Genomic DNA, 22211 nt, shown 5'->3' on the forward strand with positions numbered 1-22211 from the left:
CTCGGCGCGGGCAAGGAGTTCAGGGCAAGCGACAGGGCAACCTCTCCACGACCACTGACAGCTTCGCCGACCGAGGAGTCACCGTGCTCACGCTGACCGCGGACGCGGTCGCAGCAATCCGCGATCTGACATCACAACCGGAAACGCCGCCAGAAACCGGCCTGCGCATCGCATCGTTGTCCGTCGACGGGCCCGGCAGATCTCTCGAACTGTCGATCTCGGGCGGACCACACCCCGACGATCAAATACTCGAATCCGAGGGCGTCCGGGTATATCTCGAACCGACCGCGGCCTCATTCCTGGACGACAAGACCCTCGACGCGGAGATGACGCAGGAGCACCAGCCGACCTTCCGGATCATCGACCAAACGACGTGACCGTGCGAGCGCCACCGTCGCCCCGCGTCACCTGGCCGGTGATGTATCACCAGTGGTCAGAGATGACCTTCATCCACTGGCGCTATCCACCCGCACGGGTGCAGGCCCTGCTGCCGGACGGCCTCACGGTCGAGACCTTCGACCGAGCGGCGTGGGTGGGGCTCACACCCTTTCTCATGCAAGGGGTACGGGTCCCCGGCGTCCCCGCGTTGCCGTGGCTGTCCCGATTCCCGGAGACCAACCTGCGGACGTACGTACGCGACGCTCGTGGCCGCTCCGGGATCTGGTTCCTGTCCTTGGACGCCGGACTCCTGCCGGCCGCCCTTGCCGGTCGTAGTGGCTATTGGCTGCCGTACTTCTGGTCGGACATGTCGGTGGACGCCAAGGACGGTCATACCGTCTACCGCTGCCGGCGACGCTGGCCGGGACCGTCCGGCGCGCGATGCGACGTGGAGGTGGAGGCGGGCGCGCCGCTGGCGGAGAGCGAACGCGACGAGCTCGCGCACTTCCTGACCGCCCGCTTCCTGCTGTTCACCCTCGTGGCCGGCCGGCTGGCAGCCGCGCAGGTAGAACACCCTGCGTGGCCGTTGTCCCAGGCTCGCCTGATCAACCTGGAACAGGATCTGGTGCAGGTCGCGGGACTGCCCGCCCCGGAGGGAGCTCCCGTCTTGCACGCCTCTCCGGGAGTGCCGACACGGGTGGGCATGTGGACCTGGTGACCGAGCGCGGACGGGTGAGCGGGTCGCCGTGACCGCCGTTGGGCACCTCCAGGCCGCTGAGACACGCGCGGGCCGTACTGGAACGTGGCGCAGCTCACCGTTGCTGTTAACTTCCCTGACATGACGTCGTCCACGTGCCCGACTTACCGTCGGCGAGGCTGCACCCGCCTCAGGGAGGTTTGGTGATGGAACGTCGTCATTTCCTACGCGCCTCGGTCCTCGGTGCGAGCACGATCGCCTTCTCCGGCAGTCTCTGGCAGGGAGCGGCTCTCGCCGCACCGGCTCAGAACGCCCCCGGCCCGTACGGCCCCTTGAAAACCGCGGATGCCAACGGCATTCGCCTGCCCACCGGCTTCACCAGCCAAGTCATCGCCCGCTCCGGCCGGGCCGTCCCCGGCACGTCCTACACCTGGCACAACGCCCCCGACGGAGGCGCGTGCTTCGCCGACGGCGGCGGCTGGATCTACGTGTCCAACTCCGAGATCAACCCGGGCGGTGGCGCCTCGGCCATCCGCTTCGACGCCGCCGGCGCCGTCACCTCGGCCTACCGGATCCTGTCCGGCACCCGGACGAACTGCGCGGGCGGCAAGACCCCCTGGAACACATGGTTGTCGTGTGAGGAGGTCAGCCGGGGCTTCGTCTACGAGACCTATCCCTTCGGCAGCGCCGCCGTGCGACGCCCGGCCATGGGCCGCTTCAAGCACGAGGCGGCCGCCGCCGACCCGGTCCGACGAGTGATCTACCTGACCGAAGACGAAACCAACGGACGTTTCTACCGCTTCGTCCCCACTACCTGGGGCGACCTGTCATCGGGCACCTTGCAGGTCCTGATGGCGGGCTCCGCCACCTCGGGCTCCTTCACCTGGGCGGACGTCCCCGACCCCGACGGCTCGCCGACGGCCACGCGCAGCCAGGTGTCGGGTTCGAAGTCCTTCAACGGCGGCGAGGGCTGCCACTGCGCCAACGACACGGTCTGGTTCACCACAAAGGGCGACAACCGGGTGTGGCAGGTCAACCTGACGAGCAACACCTACGAACTCGCCTACGACGACAGCCTCGTCAGCCCGGGTACGCCGCCGCTCACCGGCGTCGACAACGTCACCGGCTCCTCCTTCGGCGACCTTTATGTGGCCGAGGACGGCGGCAACATGGAGATCTGCCTGATCACTCCCGATGACACGATCTCCCCGTTCCTGCGGATCAACGGCCAGAGCTCGTCGGAGATCACCGGGCCGGCCTTCAACCCCGCCGGCAACCGGCTCTACTTCTCCTCTCAGCGCGGCACCTCGGGATCGTCGTCCGGCGGCATCACCTACTGCGTGACCGGCCCGTTCCGCACCTGAGCCGGTCAGCCGTACGTTCGGGCCGCGTCACGCCCACTGTCGAGTTGCGGCAGCACCTCCGCTGCGATCAAATCCAGGTGATCGAGATCAGCGAAGTCGAGCAGGCGCAGATGCACGCGGGTGGCGCCGATCGCGGCGAACTCACCGATCCGGTCGACGAGCTGGGCGGGTGAGCCGATCACCGGATCCTCCGGCGGCAGCGCGCTCGGCACGTGCAACGGGGCCGCCCGGCGCCGGGCCTCCGCATCGGTACGCCCGATCGCGACGACGATGCCGGCGGAGAGCACCAGCGGAGCACGGCCGTCGCGAGGCCGGCCGATCCGCTCCTGCGCCTCGACGACGCGCTCGAACGCCTCTGCGGTCTCCGGCACGTTCCTGAACGGCAGGTTGAACTCGTCCGCGTAGCGGGCGGCGAGCCGCGGGGTGCGCTTCGGTCCGCGGCCGCCGATAATGATCGGTGGCCACGGCCGCTGCACCGGCCTGGGCAGGGCAGGGGCGTCGACCAGCCGATAGTTCTTGCCGTGGTGGCTGAACCGGCCGCCGGGCGGCGTGGCCCACAGCCCCGTGATGATGGCGAGTTGCTCCTCCAGCCGGTCGAAGCGCTCACCAACCGGAGGGAACGGGATGCCGTAGGCGGTGTGCTCCCGCTCGTACCAGCCCGTGCCGATGCCGAACTCCACCCGGCCGCCGCTCATCTGGTCCACCTGCGCGACGATCATCGCCAGGGGCCCGGGCAGCCGGAAGGTCGCCGAGGAGACCAGCGTGCCCAGCCGGATCCGGGAGGTCTCCCTGGCCAGGCCGGCCAGCGTCACCCAGGCGTCCGTGGGGCCGGGCAGGCCGCCCTCGAGCTCCATGGACCGATAGTGGTCGGCGCGCAGAAAGCCCTCGAAGCCGCCGTCCTCGGCCAGCCGCGCCATCCGCAGCTGATCGTCGTAGGTGGCGCCGCGATGCGGCTCGGTGAAGACGCACACGCGCATGCTCACTGTCCCCTCTCCCGGGCCACCGCGGACGTGCCCCACCCCACCAGCAGCTCGTGCAGATCGGCGCTGCATCGTGCGACCTCTTCGAAATGGGCGTTGCGGCCCAGGGTCCGCGGGCGCGGGATGCGGATGTCGACCACCTCCCGGATTCGTCCCGGACGCGGTGTGAGAACCACCACCCGGTCGGCCAGGAGCACCGCCTCATCGATGGAGTGGGTGACGAAGACGATGGTCAGCGCGTTCTCCATGTGCACGCGCTGTAACTCCACCGACAGTTCCTCACGGGTGATCGCGTCGAGCGCGGAGAAGGGCTCGTCCATCAGCATCACCCGAGGGTTGCCGACCAGCGACCGGCAGAGGGCGACCCGCTGCTGCATGCCGCCGGACAGCTCGTGCGGCAGGCGCTTCTCGAAGCCGGCCAGCCCGGCCATCTCCAGAAGCCGCAGGGCGCGCTCACGATGCGCCGCCCGGCGCCAGCCGAAGATCTCCACCGGGAGCAGCACGTTGTCGATGACCGACCGCCAGGGCAGCAGCGCGGGCCGCTGGAAGAGCATCGCGATGTCGCGCCGTGCCTTGGTGACCTGCCGGCCGGCGACCGTGATCTCACCTTCGGTCGGCGGTAATAAACCGGCGACAAGCCTCAGAAGTGTAGATTTACCGCATCCCGATCGGCCGACCAGAGCGACGAACTCGCCCTCGGCCACGGTCAGGTCGATGCCGCGCAGCGCCTCCACGATCCCGGATCGTCCACTTAAACTGCGGGAAACCCCAGCCAGCTCAATCATGCGCGCAGCTCTCCATCTGACTGCGGTTTTAATCCAGTCGAACCAGAGTATACGGATTGACAGGAAATGGAAGTCTTATGGCTTAGATGCCATTTGTTGTATTATTCACCGCGATTTCCATCTGAGGCTCAGGCATCTCGTACGCTGTCCGCGACAGCTGCCAAGCGACATCACCTCACCCATGGTCTCCCGGCTCCAGCCCCCGAACGTCCCTTCGCAGGCCGATCGGCGTCGGATGAAAGGAAGCGGTGCATGAGCAGGCTCACCCGTACTGTCGCCACACTCGCCTTGACCTGCACATTCCTCATTGCTTGCAGCAATCCCGACAGTCAACAGCAGACATCTCCTTCTAGCAATAAACCACTAGAAAAGGTGACTTATCTGACCTCGTTCGGCAACTTCGGGCGGGACGCATACGCCTGGGTAGCGAAGGACAAGGGGTTCTTCCGCGAGGCCGGCCTTGACGTGGACATCAAGCCCGGAGGCGGTACGGGCGACAACATTGCGAAGATCGAGGCCGGAGCGGCGATGTTCACCCCGGTCGACCTCACCGGCCTCCTGCTGGCGCGCGGCAACGGCGGCGCCAAGAGCGTCGTCGTGGTGGCCGGAATCCAGCAGCGCACCATGGCCGCGCTCATCAGCCTCCAAGGCAACGGGATCGCCAAGCCGAAGGACCTGGAGGGCAAGACACTGGCCGACAGCCCGGGATCAGTGGTGCGTAACCTCTTCCCCACCTACGCCAAGCTGGCCGGCGTCGACGCGACGAAGGTCACCTGGGTCAACGGCGCACCCGCGAACCTCATCGGCCTGCTGGCCAGCGGCACCGTGGCGGGCATCGGCCAGTTCGTCGTGGGCGAGCCGACGGTGGAGTCGGTGGCCAAGGGGAAGCAGGCGGTCGTGCTTCCCTACAGCGAGGTGATGAGTGATCTCTACGGCAACGTCTTGATCACCACGACCAAGATTGCCCGGGAGCAGCCGGACCTGGCCAAGCGTTTCATCGGGGCCCTGATGAAGGGGCTCGTCCACAGCATCGACAACCCTGACGAGGCCGGACAAATCCTGCAGAAGAACGTCCCGGCCTCGGCGCCCGCTCCCGCCGCCGCCGAACTCACCCTGATGAGTGCTTTCGTCCGGCCGGACGGCGCCGCCAACGTGGTCGGCACGATCGATACGAACCGGGTCGCCGGCAGCATCAAGCTTCTCCAGGACGCCGACGCCATGCCGCCCGGGCTGACCCCCGACCAGCTCATCAGCGCAGACCTGACGCCGAAGCCCTGACCGGACGAGGAGCACGTGACATGGCCGAGGCGGGCGACACCCCACCCGCGAGACGTGTCGTTCCCCACGGGAGCGCGGCGGTCACGGCGGCGGGGTGGCCCGCTCTCGGGCTCGCGGTCGCGATCGGCGGCTGGTGGCTGGTCACCTCGGCGTTCCCCCTCGTCCATCCGGCGGTGCTGCCGCCACTCTCCGAGGTCTTGACCGCTTTCCAGGTGAAGTCGGCGGAGCTGATCAGCGGGCTGGCCATGACCACGCTGGAGACGGTGGCCGGCTTCCTCATCTCCGTGGTCGCCGGCGTGCTGATCGGGCTGCTCCTGGCCGCCTCGCGGGCGGCCGAGCGGATGTTCTCGCCCCTGCTGGTGGCGATCAACGCGGTGCCGAAGATCGCGCTCGGGCCGCTGCTGGTCGTCTCGCTCGGCTGGGGGCAGCGGCCGATCCTGACCATGGTCTTCCTCCTCTCCTTCTTCCCGATCGTGCTCTCCACCGCGACCGGCCTGACCTCGACGCCCGCCGAACTCGCCGAGCTGGCCCGATCCCTGGACGCCTCCCGCTGGCAGACCTTCCGCAAGGTACGGTTTCCGGCCGCGCTGCCGCACATCTTCGTCGGACTGAAGGTCGCCATGCCGCTGGCCGCGATCGGCGCTGTGATCGGCGAGTTCCAGGCCGGCGAGGGCGGCCTCGGCTACCAGATCGTCCAGTACAGCGGCATCGCCGACAGCGCCACCGCCTGGGCGGCGATCACCCTGCTGGCCGCGATGAGCGTCGCGCTCTACTCCGCCCTGGTGCTGGTCGAGCGACTGGCATTGCCCTGGGTGCGGGAGACCACGTCGGAGCGCTGACCTGCACGCATGGCTCCACCCGGCAAGCCGGGCTTCTGAATCACAAAATGAAAACGATTGTATGCAATCGTATTCATGTGGGTTACGTTCCCATCAGCGGGGGGTCACGTCAACACCGGTCCACTCCACAGAGAGGAGCCTGGCCATGAGGACCCATCCCAGGTGGCCTGTCCGGGCGGCCGCGGCGGCGCTGTTGCTCGCAGCCGCCGCCTGCAGCCAGGAGGAGCCGCCCCCCGCGGCCAGTCGACCGCAGGCCGCGACGACGACATGTGCCAGCAAGGGCACCCTGACGATGTGGGAGCGCTCAGGCGGCAACAAGCAGATGGTGGACATGCTGGTCGCGGCGTGGAACACCAAGAACCCCGACTGCAAGATCAATCTGACCTACATCCCCCACACTGAGATGGTGGGGAAGATCGCCCAGGGTGTCGCCGCGGGCGACGTGCCCGATCTGATGGGCATGGACCTGATCTACGCCCCGCAGTTCGAAAAGGAACAGCAGCTGGTCGACCTCACCGATCAGATCAAGGATTGGCCTGAGCTGAAGACCGCCAGCAAAGGGCACATGACGGTGGCGACCTACGAGGACCGGCTCTTCGGCATCCCCCTTTATGCGGACGTGTCCGCCCTCTTCTACAACAAGGATCTTTTCACGCGAGCCGGGCTCGATCCGGACAAGCCGCCCACGAGCCTGGCAGAGCTGCGGAGCTACGCCGACAAGATCACCGCGCTGGGTGGTGGCGTCAAGGGCTACTACCTGCCCGGCAACTGCGCCGGCTGCAACATCTTCACCGTCGGTCCGCTGATGTGGGCCTCGGGGGCCACGATCGAGGCAGCGGGCCCGGGAGAAGAGCCGCTGGTCGGCGACGGTGTCAAGCAGGTGCTGCAGTTCACCCGCGACATGGTCAAGGCAGGCAACGTCCTCGAAGGAGGCCGCGCGGAGAACGGAGAGACATTCCACCTCCAGTTCGGCTCCGGCAAGGTGGGCATGATGGGCACCGGCAACTTCAACATCACGCTGGCGCGCCAGCAGAATCCAAGATGAATTTCGGCATCGCCCTGTTGCCCGGGATGGCGCCGAATTCCTCGGCCTCCTTCATCGGCGGCGACCTGGTGGTGGTGCCCAAGGGGAGCAAGCGGGTCAACGACGCGGTCAACGTGATGAAGTTCCTGCTCTCCGACGAGGTGCAGGTCGAGGTTTACGCCAAGGCGCTCAACCTCACCACGCGAACCGACATGGTGGACAACAAGTACTTCCAGGCCGAGCCGCTGGTGCGCGACGTGGCCAAAGCCCTCACGGTGGGCCGCACGCCGTACACGGTCACGTTCTTCGAGCAGATCAACTCGCCGCAAGGGCCGTGGCTGAAGATGTTGCAGCGCGCCTATTACAGTGACGACGCCCTCGACACCGTCATCGCCGATGCCAAGAAAGAGATGAAGGCCATCGCCGGCCGGTCGTAGACCCGGCTTTCCTCGCCGTGCCCACCGGGCCGCCCATCGCCCGGTGGACACCCCCACTCACCAAGAGGAGCTGTCATGCGCCACGGCCCACGCGGCCGCCTGGTGGGATTCGCCTACCTGGCACCGGCTCTGCTCTTCGTGCTCGCCTTCACCGCCTATCCCCTGGTGCAGATGGCCTGGATGTCGTTGCACAACTGGTCTCTGCTGTCCCCGCCGAGATTTGTCGGGCTGGCGAACTACGAGCGGGCTTTCGACGACACCCAGTTCTGGGTCTCCTTCCGCTTCACCCTGCTCTACACCGCGCTCATCACTCCGTTCCTCATCATCGGCGGCTACCTGCTGGCACTGCTCACGGCCCGGAACACCGTCCTGCGCCGGCTCACCCGCACGGTGGTCTTCATCCCGGTCGTGATCGGTCTCGGGGTGTCGAGCCTGCTCTGGTACTGGCTTTTCAGCAGCGATTTCGGCCTGGTGAACCGGGCCCTGCTCGATCTGGGGATCATCGACAAACCCGTGCTGTGGCTGGGTGTGGACGCCGGCGTCTCCAACTTCGCGATCAGCGCCTCCGTGGTCTGGAAGGTGATCGGCTTCGGGATGATCCTGTTCGTCGCCGCCATCCAGGCCGTGCCGACGGACGTGATCGAGGCGGCCCTCGTCGACGGGGCGAACCACCGGCAGCGGGTCACCCGGGTGATCCTGCCGTTGACCCTGCGCACCGTCCTGCTGGTGAGCCTGGTGAGTGTGATCGGCTCGCTGCTCGCCTTCGACCAGTTCTACATCATGACCGCCGGCCAGCCGGCCAATGAGACGGCGACCTCGGTCTTCTACATCTACCTGAATTCCTTCCCCTACCTGAAGCTCGGGTACGGCGCCGCCCTGTCGATGATTCTTGCCTTCACGATCCTCGTCTTCACCGTGATCCAGTTGCTGCTGACCCGCCGGAGCCACCAGTGAAGGGACGCGGAAAATACCTGGTGGCGGCGGTTTGTCTCGCCGTCTGCACTGTCATGCTGATGCCGCTGGCGATGTCGGTTCTCGCCTCGGTGAAGCCGACCGAGGAGGCGGCCGCCTCTCCCCCGACCTACTTCCCGCACGGGCTCAGCTTCGACAGCTACGCGCGGCTGTGGAATTACCAGGAGGGCCTGCCGGTCTATCTCGCCAACAGCCTGGGCACGGCGTTGCTGGCCATCGTGCTCACGCTGCTGCTGGCCGTTCCCGCGGCCTACGCGCTGGCGCGCTTCCCCATCCCGGCCAAAGAATTGATCTTCGTGGTGCTACTGCTCGCGCTGATCATTCCCTACCAGGCCCTGCTCACGCCGATGTTCCTCATGTTCGCGAAGATCGGCCTGACCAACTCGCTGCTCGGCCTCGCGATCCTGCACACCGCCATCCAATTGCCGTTCAGCCTGTACGTGCTGCGCAACAGCTTCAGCGCCGTGCCGAGGGAGCTGGAGGAAGCGGCCATCATGGACGGTTCGTCGTCGTGGGAGGCGTTGCGCTGGGTCTTCATCCCCGCGGCGGTGCCCGCGATCGTCACCACTGCGCTGTTCGCCTTCATCACCTCGTGGAACGAATTCCTCGGTGCGCTGGTGATGATGAGCCGCAGCTCCGCGTTCACCCTCCCGCTGATCCTCGCCACGTCGAGAACGGAGACCAGCCTCGGCGGCACGGACTGGGGCATGCTGCAGGCCGGCGTCACGATCTCGATCATCCCGTGTGTTCTCGTCTATTTCTTGCTTCAGCGCTACTACGTGTCGGGTCTGATGAGCGGAGCCATCAAATGAGCGCAGGCATCGTGTGGCCGACCGCGGCGGCGAAACCGCGGCTGTGCCCGATCAAAGCGTCCGATGTGGAGATCGTCGGCGGGTTCTGGGCGCGGCGGCAGCGGCTCAACCGCGAGAAGACGATCCCGCATGGCTTCGGCCGGCTCCAGCAGTCCGGGGCGCTGGGCAATCTGCGGCTGGCCGCCGGCGGGCAGGGGCGGTATCAGGCCGAGGCCGACAGCGTCGGCGCGACCCTCCCGTTTCTCGACTCCGACGTCTACAAGTGGCTCGAAGCCGTCGGCTGGGAACTGGCGCGTGGCGCGGATCCGGCTCTGACCGCCGCGGCGGAGGAGGCGATCGGGGTGGTGGTGGCGGCACAGCGGCCCGACGGCTATCTCAACAGCTTCGTCCAGGTGGTCAAGGGTGGCGTCCCCTACGGTGATCTGGCCTGGGGGCACGAGTTCTACTGCGTGGCGCACCTGGTCCAGGCCGCGGTCGCCTGGCACCGAGGGCTCGGTGACGACCGGCTGCTCACGGTCGCCACGCGCGCGGTGGCCCACATCGACGCCGAGTTCGGCGCGCGGGGCAGGCCTGGCGTCGATGGGCATCCCGGGATAGAGATGGCGCTCGTGGAGCTCGCCCGGGTCACGGGTGAGGAGCGCCACCTCAAGCTCGCCGAGCGGATGCTCGGGCTGCGCGGCCACGGGCTGATCGGCCAGGGGCGCTTCGGGGCCGAGTACTGGCAGGACCACCAGCCTGTGCGCGCGGCGGCGGCCGTTGCCGGGCATGCCGTACGCCAGCTCTATCTGGACTGCGGCGCGGTCGACGCCGCCGTGGAACTCGGCGATGCGGAGTTGCTCGCCGCCGTACGGCGCCGCTGGAGCGATCTGATCCGTACCCGGACCTACCTCACCGGCGGGATGGGGAGCCGGCATCGCGACGAGGCCTTCGGCGACCCCTACGAGCTGCCTCCCGACCGCGCCTACACCGAGACGTGCGCGGCCATCGCCAGCGTGATGCTGGCCTGGCGCCTCCTGCTCGCCACCGGCGAGCCGGAATACGCCGACGCGATCGAGCGGGCCATGTACAACGGGGTGCTTGCCGGGGTCTCACTCACGGGCGAGGAGTTCTTCTACACCAACCCGCTGCAGCGGCGGACTCACCGCGCCGCGGAGCCGGTCGGGCACGGCCGGCGCGCCCCGTGGTACGCGTGCGCCTGCTGCCCGCCCAATCTCATGCGCCTGTTCAGCTCCTGGCACCACTACCTGGCCACCGGCGACGAGGACGGCATCCAGATCCACCAATATGCGGACACGGAGCTGACAGTCGGAGACGTCCGCCTCGCGATCCGGACGGAATACCCGTGGCAGGGCCGCATCACCGTCCGCATTCTCCAGACGCCTGATCGGCCGTGGACGCTCTCGTTGCGGATACCGGCATGGAGCCGCTCGGCCATCGGCCCCGTGGTCCAGCACTCGCGGCAGTGGAACGCGGGCGACAGCGTCGTACTCGACCTCGAGCCGGTGATCCGGGTCACCGTGCCCGACCGGCGCGCCGACGCGATCCGCGGGTGCGTCGCCATCGAGCGCGGCCCGCTGGTCTACTGCCTGGAAGCCGTCGACGCTCCGGCCACCACGGAGCTGGAGGACCTGGCGTGGGACGGCAGCCGCCACCCCCAGGAGATGCCGCGGCCCGACGTCGAGCCTGCGATGATCGGCGTCGATGTCCCGGTCGTCGACCTGGGCTCAACGCCGCCCGGCGAGCACCTCACCGCCGGCGCGATCCCCTACTTCGCCTGGGCGAACCGGCAGGTGGAGGCGATGCGGGTCTGGATCCCCGTCACCGCGGAGCCGGAGGTGCGGTCGAATCCCGCACGATCAATGCCGGCTTGAAGATCTGCAGCGTCGGCGGGCGCTCGGCACCGGCCGGTTCTCGAGCCAGCCCGACCGCCTGCGTGACCGCGTAGCCGACGATCTCCGATATCGGCATTCGTACGGTGGTCAGCGCCGGCACGGTATGCGCCGCCATGAGAATGTCGTCGAACCCGACGACCGACAGGTGATCCGGCACGGTCACGCCCACGCTGTGCGCGGCGTGCAGCACGCCCACGGCCACCACATCGGTCGAGGCGACCACCGCCGTGGGCGGGTCGGGCCGGTCCATCAGGCGCCGCAGCGCGGCATCGCCTCCGGCCAAGGTGCTGGGGCAGCGTTCCGCATAGCCCGGCGGCACGGCGCCGAACCGCTCACGCATGAAATCGAGATAGGCCTCCTCCCGCGCCCGATATTCATTGGGAAGCTCCGCATGGACGAAGGCGATCCTCGTGTGGCCCAGGGACACCAGATGGTCCAGCCCGTCCCGGATGCCGGCCCGGTCGTCGGCGTCAACGGTCGGGAACTCGCGCGGGCTCGTGCCCGGCCAGAGCGCGACCACCGGCACGATCGAATGGCGCAGGTCGGCCAGGACCTGCGGATGCTCCTGCATGTCACCGAGCAGCACGACCGCATCGGTGTGCCGGGTCTCCAGCACGGTGGTCAGCGAGACCGCCTCATCGCCCGCCCGGACCGGCGCGTGGCCCAGCACCACGTTGTAGCCGTGCGTCATCGACTCGACCACGAGCGCCTCGATCGCCCCGGCGAAGAAGGGATCGCTGAAGTCGCGCACCACGGCGCCGATGAGGTTCGTCGACGCACCACGCAGCCCGCGCGCCAGCGGGTTGGGGCGGTAGCCCAACTCCCGCGCCGTCCGCAGCACCCTCTGGCGGGTGTCCGGCGCGATGGGCACGGCGGTGGGCGCGCCGCTGAGGATGCGGGACACAGTGCTCTGCGAGACGGCCGCCGCAGCGGCGATGTCACGCATGGTGGGCACGGGCCGCTTGGCCGGCTGCTCGTCAGACATCCGGAAAAGACTACAGCATCACGATGCAGGCATACGATTGCATTCGCCGGAGGCCCGCACACTCTTGACCAGACTTAAACAAGAATCCATGATAAGTGGCCATGCGATATCGAGCCATCCCCTTACTCTGCGTTACCCTGCTGCTCGCACCCTTCGCACCCTTCACGCCGGCGGCCATGGCCGGTCCGAACGCTGCGCAGCTATGGGTCGAGAGTCCGCAAAAGACCGTCTATCGCACGACGACGGTCCCCCAGAGCCGGAACACCTCCATCAACCTCGTAGCCGCCCGCGGTGAATACGAGAGCGCGCAGATCGCCGTGCGCGCGAAAGAACGGCTGCGCGTCGAGCGCGTCCGCTTCGGCGACCTATCCGCAGGCGGCAAGCAGCGGATCGCGAGGGCCAACCTGAGCTACCGCTTCGTCGCCTACAAGGACGACGGCAAAGTCGCGGCGAACCCGTTCTTCCCCGACCGTGAGGGCAACCTGCTCTATCCCGAGTCGCCCATGCCAGACCCGCTGTCCAACGACCAGGCGACCTGGGTCGAGGCCGGCCAGACTCAGCCCGTCTTCGTGACCGGCTTCGTGCCACGCGGCACGGCGCCCGGCACCTATCGCGGCACGGCGACGGTCGAGACGAGCCGGGGGGACTACTCGGTCCCGATCCAGCTCAGCGTGCGCAACGTCGAGATCCCCACGATCGACAAGTCACCGTTCACCAACTACCACTGGACGATGACGAACGGTTTCACCTGGGACGGCTTCAGCTGGAACGGTGCCGCGACCGCCCAGGCCTACGACGTCGGCAAGTATTACTACGGCGTCGACACCTACAGCGACGCGTGGTTCGACCTCATGGACGAGTTCGCACGCAAGCTCGCCGAATATCGCACCAACATGGTCTGGCTCCGCACGGACCTGTTCCTGCAGTCCACCGGCACGGAGCTGTCGGAATTCGTCAAGGGAATCCCGGACGACATCGACTGGACGAACTTCGACCGCTACGTCGAGGCGTTCAAGCGGCACGGGATCACCAACTTCGCGAACCAGCATCTCATTCACGCGCTGAACAAGATGCCGGACAACGAAAAGCCCAGCGACAGCTGGAACACCCAGCTGCCGGACAGCCTGGCGGTCACCGACGCCTTCCTGACGAACTACCTGACCGCGCTGCACGAGCACCTGAAGAGCAAGGGCTGGACGAGCGGCCTGACGTGGTATCAGCACATTCGCGACGAGCCCATCACCGCCGACCAGCGCAACCTCTGGACCTATGTCGCGCGCAAGATTCAGCAGATCAACGCCGGCATCGGCGCCGATTTCCGCACCATGGACGCCGACCCCGACGGCATCCTGCTCGACGACAGGACCAAGCCCTATGTCGACACCTGGGTTCCGCTGACGCCGGCATTCGAGCACAAGAAGGCCGGTTACAAGGCACAGCAGGCCGCGGGTCAGGACCTGTGGGTCTACACGTGTGAGGTCAACACTCCCCCGTGGCTCAACCGGTTCTGGACGCAGCCGACGATGACCGGCCGCATGCTGTTCTGGGACCTCGAGCGCGAGGGCGTGCAGGGCCATCTGCACTGGGCGTGGAACGCGTGGTACGTGGGCCCGTGGAAGGGCGACTCCTACATCGTCTATCCCGACAAGGCCAACATGACGGTGAAGAGCAGCCTGCGGCTCGAGGCACATCGCGATGGTCTCGAGGACTACGAGCTGCTCAACATCCTGCGCAAGCGCAACCCGGTCCTGGCGCAACAGATCGTCGACAGCGCGATCAGCCCGGATGACCCGCGGCGCTACACGCTCGACCCGGCCTATCTCGACACTCTGCACAGCTACCTCGTGCGGGCGGCCGCCGGTGAGGCCGTCGGCGCGATTCCCCAGCCGACAAGCCCCTATGAGGGGCAGGACGTTCCGAACACCTTCCTGCTCGACAGCACCGATGGCAGCATCGGCTACTCAGCCGGCTGGGCGCCTCGGCAGCGGCAGTCCGCCTACCTCGGCAGTGTCCACCTCAGCAAGACGGCCGGCGACAAGGCGACCTACGCGTTCGAGGGCACCGGTATCGACGCGTTCTTCGAGAAGAACACGACGACCGGAAAGGCGTCCGTGTCGGTCGACGGTGGGCCGGCGACGGTGATCGACCTCTACGAGGCGGTCCCCTACGACCGCGTCACCGCCTATCGAAAGACCGGGCTGACACCGGGCAAGCACCGGATCGAGATCACCAACCTCGAAAACAAGGAGGTGCGGTTCGACGGATTCCGCGTGCATCTCGCGCCCGGGCAGCAGCACTTCGACGCGACGTTGAAGGACCTGAAGCTCACCAACGTCGCGGAATTCACCTTCGAGGGGCATCGCGGCGACTATGCGCTGCTCGTCAACCAGGGGGCGAGCACCGTCGCCCTGACCCCGACGCTGACCGACGCCGGCGGCACGATCACCGTCGACGGCAGCGCTGTCGCCAACGGCGCGACCGTCGACGTCAATGTGGCGAACGGCAAGAACAAGGTCGAGATCCGCACGCTGGCAAGCGATGGCAAGACCTCGAAGGCCTATGGGCTCACGCTCGTGAAGGGCGCGGTGAACACGGCGGAGGCCAACATCGCCCGCAGCTCTTCGGCGGTGTCGGCGTCGGCGGCCCGAGATGGCGAGGGCGGCGTGCAATACGGCCCGCAGAAGATGGCCGACGGCGAATACGGCACGATGTTCGCCGCCAAGCAGGGCTACACCGACGCGAACCCGTTCCCGCACGAGATCGTGCTGGACTGGGACGAGCCGAAGGCGTTCAACACGCTCGTGGTCGCGACCCGTGGCGGCATTCCGCAGGGCCTGACCGACGTCGACGTCGAGGTCTCGGCCAACGGCAGCGACTGGACGACCGCCGCGCGGGGCGTCGCGTTCCGGTGGACGCACGACGATGACGACGGAGTCATGGAGTATTCGGTTGCCGATCTTCCCGACCTGCAAGGCGTCAGGAAGCTGCGGTTGAAGATCAACGATGCGAACTACACCCGCTGGAGCATGTATGCCGTCTATGAGCTGGAGCTCTACAACCTGCCTGCTCTGCGTTCGGTGACCAGCAGCCAGACCAGGTAGCCGCCGATGAGGGCCCGTCGCCCGGGTCAGGCGAGGGGCCCTCATCGTCAAGAGGACGGCTTCGGGAGGGGAGCGTCGAAGTCGTAGAGGCGGGCGTCGACGCGATCGAGCGCGCGCCGTATCGCACCCAGGACCACAGCCTGCTCCCCCAGATCGGAGATCGCCACCGCGGGAGGTTCGAGGCAGAACGGGTCCAGGTGCCGCCGCACCGGCCCAAGCAGCACGTCGCCCGAGCGCGAGACGCCACCACCGAGCACCACCAGCTCGGGATCCACGGTCAGCACCAGGGCGGCGATGCCTTCCGCCAGGTCGCGCGCGTATTGCTCGACCGCCCACTGCGCGGCCGGCTCGCCGGACCTGGCCGCGGCGAAGACCTGGGCGGCGGCGTCCCGTGCCGGCGTGCCGGGCGGCAGGCCCTGGAAGCCGGTGAGATGGACGGGCGCGCGGTGCCAGCCGAGCAGCGGCAGCGCGCCGATCTCGCCCGCGCCGCCCCTGGCGCCTTTGTGCAGCTTGCCGTTGACCAGGATGCCCGCACCGGTGCGCACGCCGGCCAGCACGAACACCAGGTCGTCGACGCTGCCGGCCTGGCCGCGCCAACGCTCGGCGAGCGCGGCTAGGTTGCAGTCGTTCTCCACCAGCACGGGGCAGTCGAAGTCGGCGCGCAGCTCGCCCGCCAGATCGACGCCGGTCCACTCGGGAAGGCCGACCGACAGCTTCACCACGCCTTCAGGAGTCACCACGCCGGTGGTGCCCACGCAAACAGCGGCGATGCCGTCGGCGGTCAGCCCGCCGGCCTCCAGCGCGGCCGCGATCGCTGTCCTGAGTCCCGCCAGGCGCTCGGCGCGGCCGGCGGTGGAGGCGATCTGCTCGTCGTGCGCGGCCACGACCGTGCCCTCCAGATCGGCGACGCTGGCCCTGAGCGTGTAGGAGCCGATGTCGATCCCGAGCACGTGGCCGCCCGTCGCGTGGAAGGCGAACAACCTGGCCGGCCGCCCCATCTGGCCGCTCTCCGGTGGCAGCTCCCTGAGCCAGCCCGCCGCCAGCAGCTCCTCGACCAGGCCCTCGACGGTCGGCCTGGAGAGTGCGGCCCGCTTGGCGAGGTCGGTCAGCCCGAGCGGCCCCTGCGAGCGCACCGTGCGGAGCGTCGTCACGAGATTGATCCGGCGAAGCCGCGAGGTGTCGCCACCACGGATTGTCACGCTGGCCCCCTTGACAGATACTGGCAGAGAGAAATAAAAACATCCTTCATTAGTAATGTACTACGCGTAGGGGATGTTGATGGTCACTCTTGCCGTGATTGGGGCGGGCCTGCGAGGCAGCGGTTACGCCAGGCTGGCCCGCGAAGGCGGGCTGGCCGAGGTCGTTGCCGTGGCCGAGCCCGACCAGGGCAGGCGGGCCGACTTCGCGGCCGAGCACGGCATCCCCGCCGAGCACGCCTTCGCCGACTGGCGGGACCTGCTGGCCGGCGAGCGGCTGGCCGACGCGGTGATCGTGGCCACGCAGGACCGCCTGCACCTCCAGCCCGCCGTACGAGCGGCTGAGCTGGGTTACCACATCCTGCTGGAGAAGCCGATGGCGCCGACGGAGGAGGACGCCGCGGCCATCGCCGCGGCCGCCGACCGCAACGGCGTGATCCTGGCGGTCTGCCATGTGCTGCGCTATGCGCCCTACACCAGGATGCTCAAGGAGCTCCTGGACGAGGGCAGGATCGGCCAGATCATGAACATCCAGCACTTGGAGCAGGTCGGCTGGTGGCACCAGGCACACTCCTTCGTGCGGGGGAACTGGCGAAACGAGGCCGAGTCGGCCCCGATGCTACTCGCCAAGGCCTGCCATGACCTCGATTGGATCGTGCACATCAAGGGTGAGGTGCCCGAGCGGGTCTCCTCCTTCGGCAAGCTCGTCCACTTCACCAAGGAGAGCAGGCCGGCAGGGGCTGCCGACCGGTGCCTGGACTGCTCGATCGAACCCACCTGCCCCTACTCGGCCAGGCAGTTGTACATGGAGTGCCTCGCCGATCCGGACCGGCACATCTGGCCGCTCGGCGCGATCACCCGCGACTTCACCGAGGAGGGCGTGCTCACGGCGCTGCGTGAGGGCCCGTACGGCAGATGCGTCTACGCCTGCGACAACGACGTGGTCGACAGCCAGGTCGTGATCATGGAGTTCGCCGACGGCACGAGCGCCACCTGTACCATGACCGCGTTCGGCGCGCTCGAGCACAGGAAGACGAGGATCTTCGGCACGCACGGCTCCATCGAGTGCGACGGCGAGACGCTCCGCGTCCACGACTTCCTCACCGATGAGGTGTCGGTGATCGACGCCCTCGCGGGGGCGGACGCCTCGGCCGCCTCCGGGCACGGAGGGGGTGACGGGGCGCTGCTGGAGGCGTTCGTCGCCGCTGTCCGCGACAACAATCCGGGCTTGGTCTCGACCGACGCACAGGCCAGCCTCGCCACGCACCGGGTGGTCTGGGCCGCGGAACAAGCCAGGCACACCCGAACCGTCGTCTCGATAGGAAAGGCCCCCCACCATGCGTAAAATGACGGCTCTCCTCCTGATCGGTGCCCTCGGCCTGGCCGCCTGCGGCAAGAAGAACAGCAGCGAACCCGCCCAGCAGTCCCTGTCCTACCGCTCGTCCTGGGGCGCGGCGGAGCCCCAGGCGAAGATCATCAAGACGATCCTCGACGATTTCGCCAAGGAGACCGGCACCAAGGTCGACCTGAAGTTCGTCGGCCGCACCGGCAACGAGAACCTCAACGCCGAGATGGCCTCCGGCCAGGGCCCCGACCTGTTCGACACCACCACCGGCGACATCGACACCCTGACCGCCCAGCAGATCATCGGCCCGCTGGACGACCTGGAGAACGCGCAGGTCCCCGGCGAGGGCAAGACGGTCAAGGAGGTGCTCCCCGAGCCGGTACGGCGGGCCTCCTCCGGCAAGAACGGCCTGGCCTACGTTCCGCACACGATCATCTCCACCGCCGTCTGGTATGACGCGGCCAAGCACCCCGGGCTGAACCCGCAGACCTGGGAGGAGTTCATCGCCTTCCTCGATGAGTCCAAGAAGGCCGGCCGCACCCCGATCGGCCAGGACGGCACCATCGCCTTCTACAACGTCTACTGGTTCTACGCCCTGCTGGTGGGCGCCAACGGCGCGGGGAGCCTCGCCGAGCTGGCCAAGGATCCCGCCAACTGGGACAAGCCTCAGGTGCTCGACACGGCGAAGAAGGTCGAGCAACTCGCCCAGGGCGGCTACTTCCAGCGGGACTTCATGGCGACCAAGTTCCCCGCCGCGCAGAACGCCTGGGCGCAGGGCACCTACGACCTGAACCTCAACGGCACCTGGCTGGCCAGCGAGGTGCAGCCCCAGCTGGCTCCCGGCTTCAAGGTCGCCTCGTTCCAGATCCCCGCAGGCGGCAAGAGATCCATCGAGGTGGGAACCCTCGGCTGGGGCGTGAACGCCAAGGGCAAGAACGTCGAGACGGCCAAGAAGTTCCTGGCGTTCGCGCTGCAGAAGAAGTACATGGAGCAGATCTCCACCGTGGCGCTGAACATCCCCTCGCGCGGTGACGTGCCCGCGCCCGCACACATGGCCGACGTGCAGAAGGCGGTGCTGGAGGCCAAGGAGACGCACCTGAGCTACGACTACGCGGGTGCCGACAAGACCTGGTGGGGCGACATGTTCCTGCCGCTGAGCGACAAGCTGCTCTCCGGCAAGATCGACGCGACCACGTTCGTCCGCGAGGGCAAGAAGCGCACGGCCGAGCACCTGGCGAACGGGTGAAGACCTACGAACGGGCCTTCTGGCCCTTTCTGCTACCCGCTCTCCTCGTCTACACCCTGCTGTTCGTCGCGCCCTCGCTGTTCGGGATCTGGGTCAGTCTCACCAAATGGTCGGGACCCGGCTCGGAGATGACCTGGCGCGGGCTGGACAACTACGTGGCGCTGCTGCACAACGAGGTCTTCGCCACGGCCTTCACCAACACCTTCGTGATGGCCATCGTCGGCGGCGCCCTGATCTTCGGCTTCACCTTCCTCGCCATGGTCGTGCTCAGGCAGCTCAGGGGGCGGGCCTTCATCCGGGCCGTCGTCTTCCTGCCGATGGTCATCTCGATCATCGCGATCGGCGCGGCGGTGGGCTTCCTGCTCAACCCGGAGGGCGCGGTCAACACCGTGCTCGAGTGGTTCGGTCTGGACCCGCAGCCCTGGCTCGGCCCCGAGATGGTGCTGCGCTGCATCGTGGGTGGGCTGGTCTGGTCGAGCACCGGCTTCTACGTCGCGCTGATGATGTCGGCCGCCGACGCCATCCCGGCGCACGTGTATGAGGACGCCCAGCTCATCGGGGCCACCAAATGGGAGCAGTTCTGGCACATCACCTTGCCGTTGACCTGGGACGTCTTCGCCGTCTCCGCCGTACTCTGGGTGGTCGGCAGCCTGAAGATCTTCGACATCGTGCTGGCCTTCACCACCGCGGGCACCGCTGCCGCACCGCCGATCCCCGCCCGGACGATCGCGGTGCAGCAGTACATCGTGGTGAAGGGCGCCGGCCTGCCGGACCTCGGAAGCGCGGCGGCCATGGGCGTGATGACGCTGCTCGTGACGGCCGTGCTGATCGTGCTGACCCGGCGCATCACCAGGCGTGAGCGAGTGGAGCTGTCATGAGACGTCTGATCGGGGACATCCTGCTGCCCCGGGCCACGGCCGTCGCGCTGTGGGCCTGGGTGGCCTTCAACCTCGCCCTGATCGGGTGGGTGGGCATGCAGTCACTGAAGGACTCGCGGGACGTGTGGCTGAATCCCTTCGCGCTGCCGGAGACCCCGCGATGGGACAACTTCAGCTCGGCGTGGCAGGCGGCAGAATTCTCCGCCGCGGCCTTGAACAGCGTGATGCTGACCGGGTTCGGCGCCGTGGTGATCGTGGCGGTGTCCGCCCCGGCCGCCTATGTGCTGGCACGCTCGAGCCGGCGCGTCGCCGGCCCCACGATCAGCTATTTCGCGATGGGACTGAGCATCCCGCTGCAGACGATCCTGGTGCCGATCGTCGTGGTCAAGCTGTCGGTCTACACGTTCATGGAGGACTGGGTCACCGGCTGGTGGGACAACCGCATCACCTTGCTGGTCTTCCAGGTGGCGCTGTCGGTGCCCTTCGCGGTGTTCGTGCTCACCGGGTATATGCGCTCGCTGCCGCACGAGATCGAGGAGGCGGCCGAGATCGACGGCGCCGGTCCACTCCGCGCGTTCGTCCAGGTCATCATGCCCGTGGCCAGGCCGGGCCTGACCACCGTGCTGGTGCTCAACGTCATGGGCCTGTGGAACGAGACTCTGCTCGCCCTGCTGATCGCCCCGCTCCCCGAGGAACGCAACCTGCCTGCCGCCCTCCTCGGTTTATACAGCAGCATGCAATACAGCTCTGACTGGGGCGGCATGTTCGCGGGCATCGTGATCCTGGTCTACCCCATGATCGTGCTCTACGTCTGGCTGGGCCGCCGCATCGTCGAGGGCATGACGGCCGGCATCAGCAGATGACCCCGCCGCGTGCACCCCGGCTCGACGCCCTGCTCACCGTGAGGATCGCGACGTCATCGCGCGGGGCCGCCCCCGTGAAGTGCCGCAGGTCGGCGTCCAGCGTCTCAGCGAGGTCGGCGGGCGGCGGCGCAAGGGCCCACCCGCGCAGGCGCTCCTCCAGCGGATAGAACGCGCCGCCGCGATCGCGGGCCTCGGTGACGCCGTCCGTGCACAGCAGCAGCGTCGCCCCCTCGGGAAAGGAGAACCGCGTGCCGCGGCGCGGCCCGGCCGCCAGCCCCGCCAGGCCGAGAGGGACATCCGGCTCGTCGAGCTCCGCCTGGTAGGCGTCGCCGTCGTGGATGACGTACGGCGCGATGTGCCCGCAGTTGACCGCCTCCACCCCCAACGCCTGCCCGATGTCGAGCACCAGGGCGGTGACCATCCGCTCGTGGTCGCCGGTCCGCGTGGCGAAGGCGTTCTGTCTGGCCACGGCCGACTCCATGGCGTCCACGACCCCGGTGAGCGTCTCCTCGCGGTACGCCGCCTCCCTGAAGGCCCCCAGCACGGCCAGTGCGGTGCCGATCGCCGGCAGTCCCTTGCCCTGCACGTCCGCGATCAGGACCCGGGTGCCGTACGGCGAGTCGGCCACCTCGTACATGTCGCCGCCCACCATCGCGTCCTCCTCCACCGGTTGATAGAGGCCGTCCACGACCACGTCACCGGTGCGCAGCGGCAGCGGGCGCACGATCTGCCGCTGCAGCGCGGCCGCCGCGGAGCGCAGCCGGCGCACCTCCTCCTCACGCCGCACCCGATACCGGCACCCGAGCACGGCCATCACGCCGAACACCGCCGTGAACCCGGTCGCCAGCAGATTGTCGTCCAGGCTCTCGCCCAGGTAGGCCAGGGTGCCCGCGACCACCAGCACCACCCACGCCGACGCGGCGGCCGTCTGCCGCACGGTGCCCAGCGCCGCGACGATCGCCGGCAGGAAGATCAGTAGCGGTGGCAGCCGCACGTCCGTCGCCGCGAACACGTCCAGCGCGACCACGGCCACGGTGACGCCCACGATCCCCGCGGCCAATAGCGGCGTCGAGAGTGCGCGCCGGTCTCCGTCATCCCTCACGATCGTGATCGTGCCCAGACGGACCTCTCACGATGCC

General features: G+C 67.9%; 20 protein-coding genes. 15 read left to right on the forward strand and 5 right to left on the reverse strand.

Translation table 11 applies throughout. The annotated features are described in order from the left end of the window. Positions 1 to 83 precede the first annotated feature (83 nt). From ACTWQA_RS28415 to ACTWQA_RS28425, 3 genes are all read left to right on the forward strand, one after another. Complete coding sequence (locus ACTWQA_RS28415) at positions 84 to 377, forward strand: Fe-S cluster assembly protein HesB (RefSeq protein ID WP_305915412.1); 294 nt, start codon at positions 84 to 86, stop codon at positions 375 to 377. Between the two features lie 62 nt (positions 378 to 439). Further along, positions 440 to 1096 (forward strand): YqjF family protein, encoded by a 657-nt coding sequence (locus tag ACTWQA_RS28420; RefSeq protein WP_443162124.1) that lies wholly within the window; start codon positions 440 to 442, stop codon positions 1094 to 1096. A gap of 185 nt (positions 1097 to 1281) precedes the next feature. Beyond that, positions 1282 to 2439, forward strand: a complete 1158-nt coding sequence (locus ACTWQA_RS28425) for an alkaline phosphatase PhoX (protein ID WP_443162125.1) — start codon at positions 1282 to 1284, stop codon at positions 2437 to 2439. 5 nt (positions 2440 to 2444) lie between these two features. On the opposite strand, the gene ACTWQA_RS28430 is transcribed toward ACTWQA_RS28425, so the two are convergent. Then, positions 2445 to 3416 (reverse strand): LLM class F420-dependent oxidoreductase, encoded by a 972-nt coding sequence (locus ACTWQA_RS28430; RefSeq protein ID WP_443162164.1) that lies wholly within the window; start codon positions 3414 to 3416, stop codon positions 2445 to 2447. Positions 3417 to 3418: 2 nt separating this feature from the next. Next, the gene (locus ACTWQA_RS28435) at positions 3419 to 4204 is read right to left on the reverse strand and encodes an ABC transporter ATP-binding protein (protein WP_443162126.1); all 786 of its coding nucleotides are present in this window, start codon (positions 4202 to 4204) and stop codon (positions 3419 to 3421) included. Positions 4205 to 4576: 372 nt separating this feature from the next. Between ACTWQA_RS28435 and ACTWQA_RS28440 the strand changes: the two genes are divergently transcribed. The 7 genes from ACTWQA_RS28440 to ACTWQA_RS28470 all read left to right on the forward strand — a co-directional run bounded on the left by ACTWQA_RS28440 (position 4577) and on the right by ACTWQA_RS28470 (position 11437). Further along, entirely contained in the window at positions 4577 to 5482 is a 906-nt protein-coding gene (locus ACTWQA_RS28440; RefSeq protein WP_443162127.1) for an ABC transporter substrate-binding protein, read from the forward strand. Positions 5483 to 5502: 20 nt separating this feature from the next. Then, positions 5503 to 6321, forward strand: a complete 819-nt coding sequence (locus ACTWQA_RS28445) for an ABC transporter permease (RefSeq protein ID WP_443162128.1) — start codon at positions 5503 to 5505, stop codon at positions 6319 to 6321. 145 nt (positions 6322 to 6466) lie between these two features. Continuing rightward, positions 6467 to 7366: an ABC transporter substrate-binding protein gene (locus tag ACTWQA_RS28450; protein WP_443162129.1), complete on the forward strand. Its 900-nt coding sequence runs from the start codon at positions 6467 to 6469 to the stop codon at positions 7364 to 7366. Further along, positions 7363 to 7782, forward strand: coding sequence for a hypothetical protein (locus tag ACTWQA_RS28455; RefSeq protein WP_443162130.1), 420 nt, complete (start codon positions 7363 to 7365; stop codon positions 7780 to 7782). The genes ACTWQA_RS28450 and ACTWQA_RS28455 overlap by 4 nt, the downstream gene beginning before the upstream one ends. 75 nt (positions 7783 to 7857) lie before the next feature. Then, positions 7858 to 8736, forward strand: coding sequence for a carbohydrate ABC transporter permease (locus tag ACTWQA_RS28460; protein ID WP_443162131.1), 879 nt, complete (start codon positions 7858 to 7860; stop codon positions 8734 to 8736). Continuing rightward, positions 8733 to 9566 (forward strand): carbohydrate ABC transporter permease, encoded by an 834-nt coding sequence (locus ACTWQA_RS28465; RefSeq protein ID WP_443162132.1) that lies wholly within the window; start codon positions 8733 to 8735, stop codon positions 9564 to 9566. The genes ACTWQA_RS28460 and ACTWQA_RS28465 overlap by 4 nt, the downstream gene beginning before the upstream one ends. Then, on the forward strand, positions 9563 to 11437 hold the full coding sequence (locus tag ACTWQA_RS28470) for a glycoside hydrolase family 127 protein (protein WP_443162133.1): 1875 nt from the start codon (positions 9563 to 9565) through the stop codon (positions 11435 to 11437). Before ACTWQA_RS28465 ends, ACTWQA_RS28470 begins: the two co-directional genes overlap by 4 nt. On the opposite strand, the gene ACTWQA_RS28475 is transcribed toward ACTWQA_RS28470, so the two are convergent. Next, on the reverse strand, positions 11385 to 12443 hold the full coding sequence (locus tag ACTWQA_RS28475; protein WP_443162134.1) for a LacI family DNA-binding transcriptional regulator: 1059 nt from the start codon (positions 12441 to 12443) through the stop codon (positions 11385 to 11387). The genes ACTWQA_RS28470 and ACTWQA_RS28475 overlap by 53 nt on opposite strands. Positions 12444 to 12544: 101 nt before the next feature. Here ACTWQA_RS28475 and ACTWQA_RS28480 point away from each other — a divergent pair, with 101 nt between their 5' ends. Beyond that, complete coding sequence (locus tag ACTWQA_RS28480; protein WP_443162135.1) at positions 12545 to 15544, forward strand: glycoside hydrolase domain-containing protein; 3000 nt, start codon at positions 12545 to 12547, stop codon at positions 15542 to 15544. A gap of 47 nt (positions 15545 to 15591) precedes the next feature. Here the strand turns inward: ACTWQA_RS28480 and ACTWQA_RS28485 are convergent, their stop codons facing one another. Further along, positions 15592 to 16743, reverse strand: a complete 1152-nt coding sequence (locus tag ACTWQA_RS28485; protein ID WP_443162136.1) for an ROK family transcriptional regulator — start codon at positions 16741 to 16743, stop codon at positions 15592 to 15594. Between the two features lie 79 nt (positions 16744 to 16822). Here ACTWQA_RS28485 and ACTWQA_RS28490 point away from each other — a divergent pair, with 79 nt between their 5' ends. Genes ACTWQA_RS28490 through ACTWQA_RS28505 form a run of 4 tightly spaced genes read left to right on the forward strand, consistent with a single transcriptional unit; the run spans position 16823 to position 21072 of the window. After that, on the forward strand, positions 16823 to 18085 hold the full coding sequence (locus ACTWQA_RS28490) for a Gfo/Idh/MocA family protein (RefSeq protein ID WP_443162137.1): 1263 nt from the start codon (positions 16823 to 16825) through the stop codon (positions 18083 to 18085). 1 nt (position 18086) lies between these two features. Further along, positions 18087 to 19331 carry an ABC transporter substrate-binding protein gene (locus ACTWQA_RS28495; RefSeq protein ID WP_443162138.1) on the forward strand — a complete coding sequence of 415 codons (1245 nt, stop codon included), beginning with the start codon at positions 18087 to 18089 and terminating at the stop codon, positions 19329 to 19331. Continuing rightward, positions 19328 to 20209: a carbohydrate ABC transporter permease gene (locus tag ACTWQA_RS28500; protein WP_443162139.1), complete on the forward strand. Its 882-nt coding sequence runs from the start codon at positions 19328 to 19330 to the stop codon at positions 20207 to 20209. The genes ACTWQA_RS28495 and ACTWQA_RS28500 overlap by 4 nt, the downstream gene beginning before the upstream one ends. Then, complete coding sequence (locus tag ACTWQA_RS28505; RefSeq protein ID WP_443162140.1) at positions 20206 to 21072, forward strand: carbohydrate ABC transporter permease; 867 nt, start codon at positions 20206 to 20208, stop codon at positions 21070 to 21072. Before ACTWQA_RS28500 ends, ACTWQA_RS28505 begins: the two co-directional genes overlap by 4 nt. On the opposite strand, the gene ACTWQA_RS28510 is transcribed toward ACTWQA_RS28505, so the two are convergent. Continuing rightward, the gene (locus ACTWQA_RS28510; protein ID WP_443162141.1) at positions 21062 to 22174 is read right to left on the reverse strand and encodes a PP2C family protein-serine/threonine phosphatase; all 1113 of its coding nucleotides are present in this window, start codon (positions 22172 to 22174) and stop codon (positions 21062 to 21064) included. The genes ACTWQA_RS28505 and ACTWQA_RS28510 overlap by 11 nt on opposite strands. Positions 22175 to 22211: the final 37 nt, after the last annotated feature.

It is taken from the genome of Nonomuraea sp. 10N515B (assembly GCF_052245915.1).
Taxonomy (GTDB): domain Bacteria; phylum Actinomycetota; class Actinomycetes; order Streptosporangiales; family Streptosporangiaceae; genus Nonomuraea.

Bases quoted from the DNA above. Each gene is read 5' to 3' on its own strand.
- ACTWQA_RS28420 (WP_443162124.1), top strand. From the start codon at position 440: ATGACCTTCATCCACTGGCGCTATCCACCCGCACGGGTGCAGGCCCTG.
- ACTWQA_RS28425 (WP_443162125.1), top strand. From the start codon at position 1,282: ATGGAACGTCGTCATTTCCTACGCGCCTCGGTCCTCGGTGCGAGCACG.
- ACTWQA_RS28430 (WP_443162164.1), bottom strand. From the start codon at position 3,416: ATGCGCGTGTGCGTCTTCACCGAGCCGCATCGCGGCGCCACCTACGAC.
- ACTWQA_RS28435 (WP_443162126.1), bottom strand. From the start codon at position 4,204: ATGATTGAGCTGGCTGGGGTTTCCCGCAGTTTAAGTGGACGATCCGGG.
- ACTWQA_RS28445 (WP_443162128.1), top strand. From the start codon at position 5,503: ATGGCCGAGGCGGGCGACACCCCACCCGCGAGACGTGTCGTTCCCCAC.
- ACTWQA_RS28450 (WP_443162129.1), top strand. From the start codon at position 6,467: ATGAGGACCCATCCCAGGTGGCCTGTCCGGGCGGCCGCGGCGGCGCTG.
- ACTWQA_RS28455 (WP_443162130.1), top strand. From the start codon at position 7,363: ATGAATTTCGGCATCGCCCTGTTGCCCGGGATGGCGCCGAATTCCTCG.
- ACTWQA_RS28460 (WP_443162131.1), top strand. From the start codon at position 7,858: ATGCGCCACGGCCCACGCGGCCGCCTGGTGGGATTCGCCTACCTGGCA.
- ACTWQA_RS28470 (WP_443162133.1), top strand. From the start codon at position 9,563: ATGAGCGCAGGCATCGTGTGGCCGACCGCGGCGGCGAAACCGCGGCTG.
- ACTWQA_RS28475 (WP_443162134.1), bottom strand. From the start codon at position 12,443: ATGTCTGACGAGCAGCCGGCCAAGCGGCCCGTGCCCACCATGCGTGAC.
- ACTWQA_RS28480 (WP_443162135.1), top strand. From the start codon at position 12,545: ATGCGATATCGAGCCATCCCCTTACTCTGCGTTACCCTGCTGCTCGCA.
- ACTWQA_RS28490 (WP_443162137.1), top strand. From the start codon at position 16,823: ATGGTCACTCTTGCCGTGATTGGGGCGGGCCTGCGAGGCAGCGGTTAC.
- ACTWQA_RS28495 (WP_443162138.1), top strand. From the start codon at position 18,087: ATGACGGCTCTCCTCCTGATCGGTGCCCTCGGCCTGGCCGCCTGCGGC.
- ACTWQA_RS28505 (WP_443162140.1), top strand. From the start codon at position 20,206: ATGAGACGTCTGATCGGGGACATCCTGCTGCCCCGGGCCACGGCCGTC.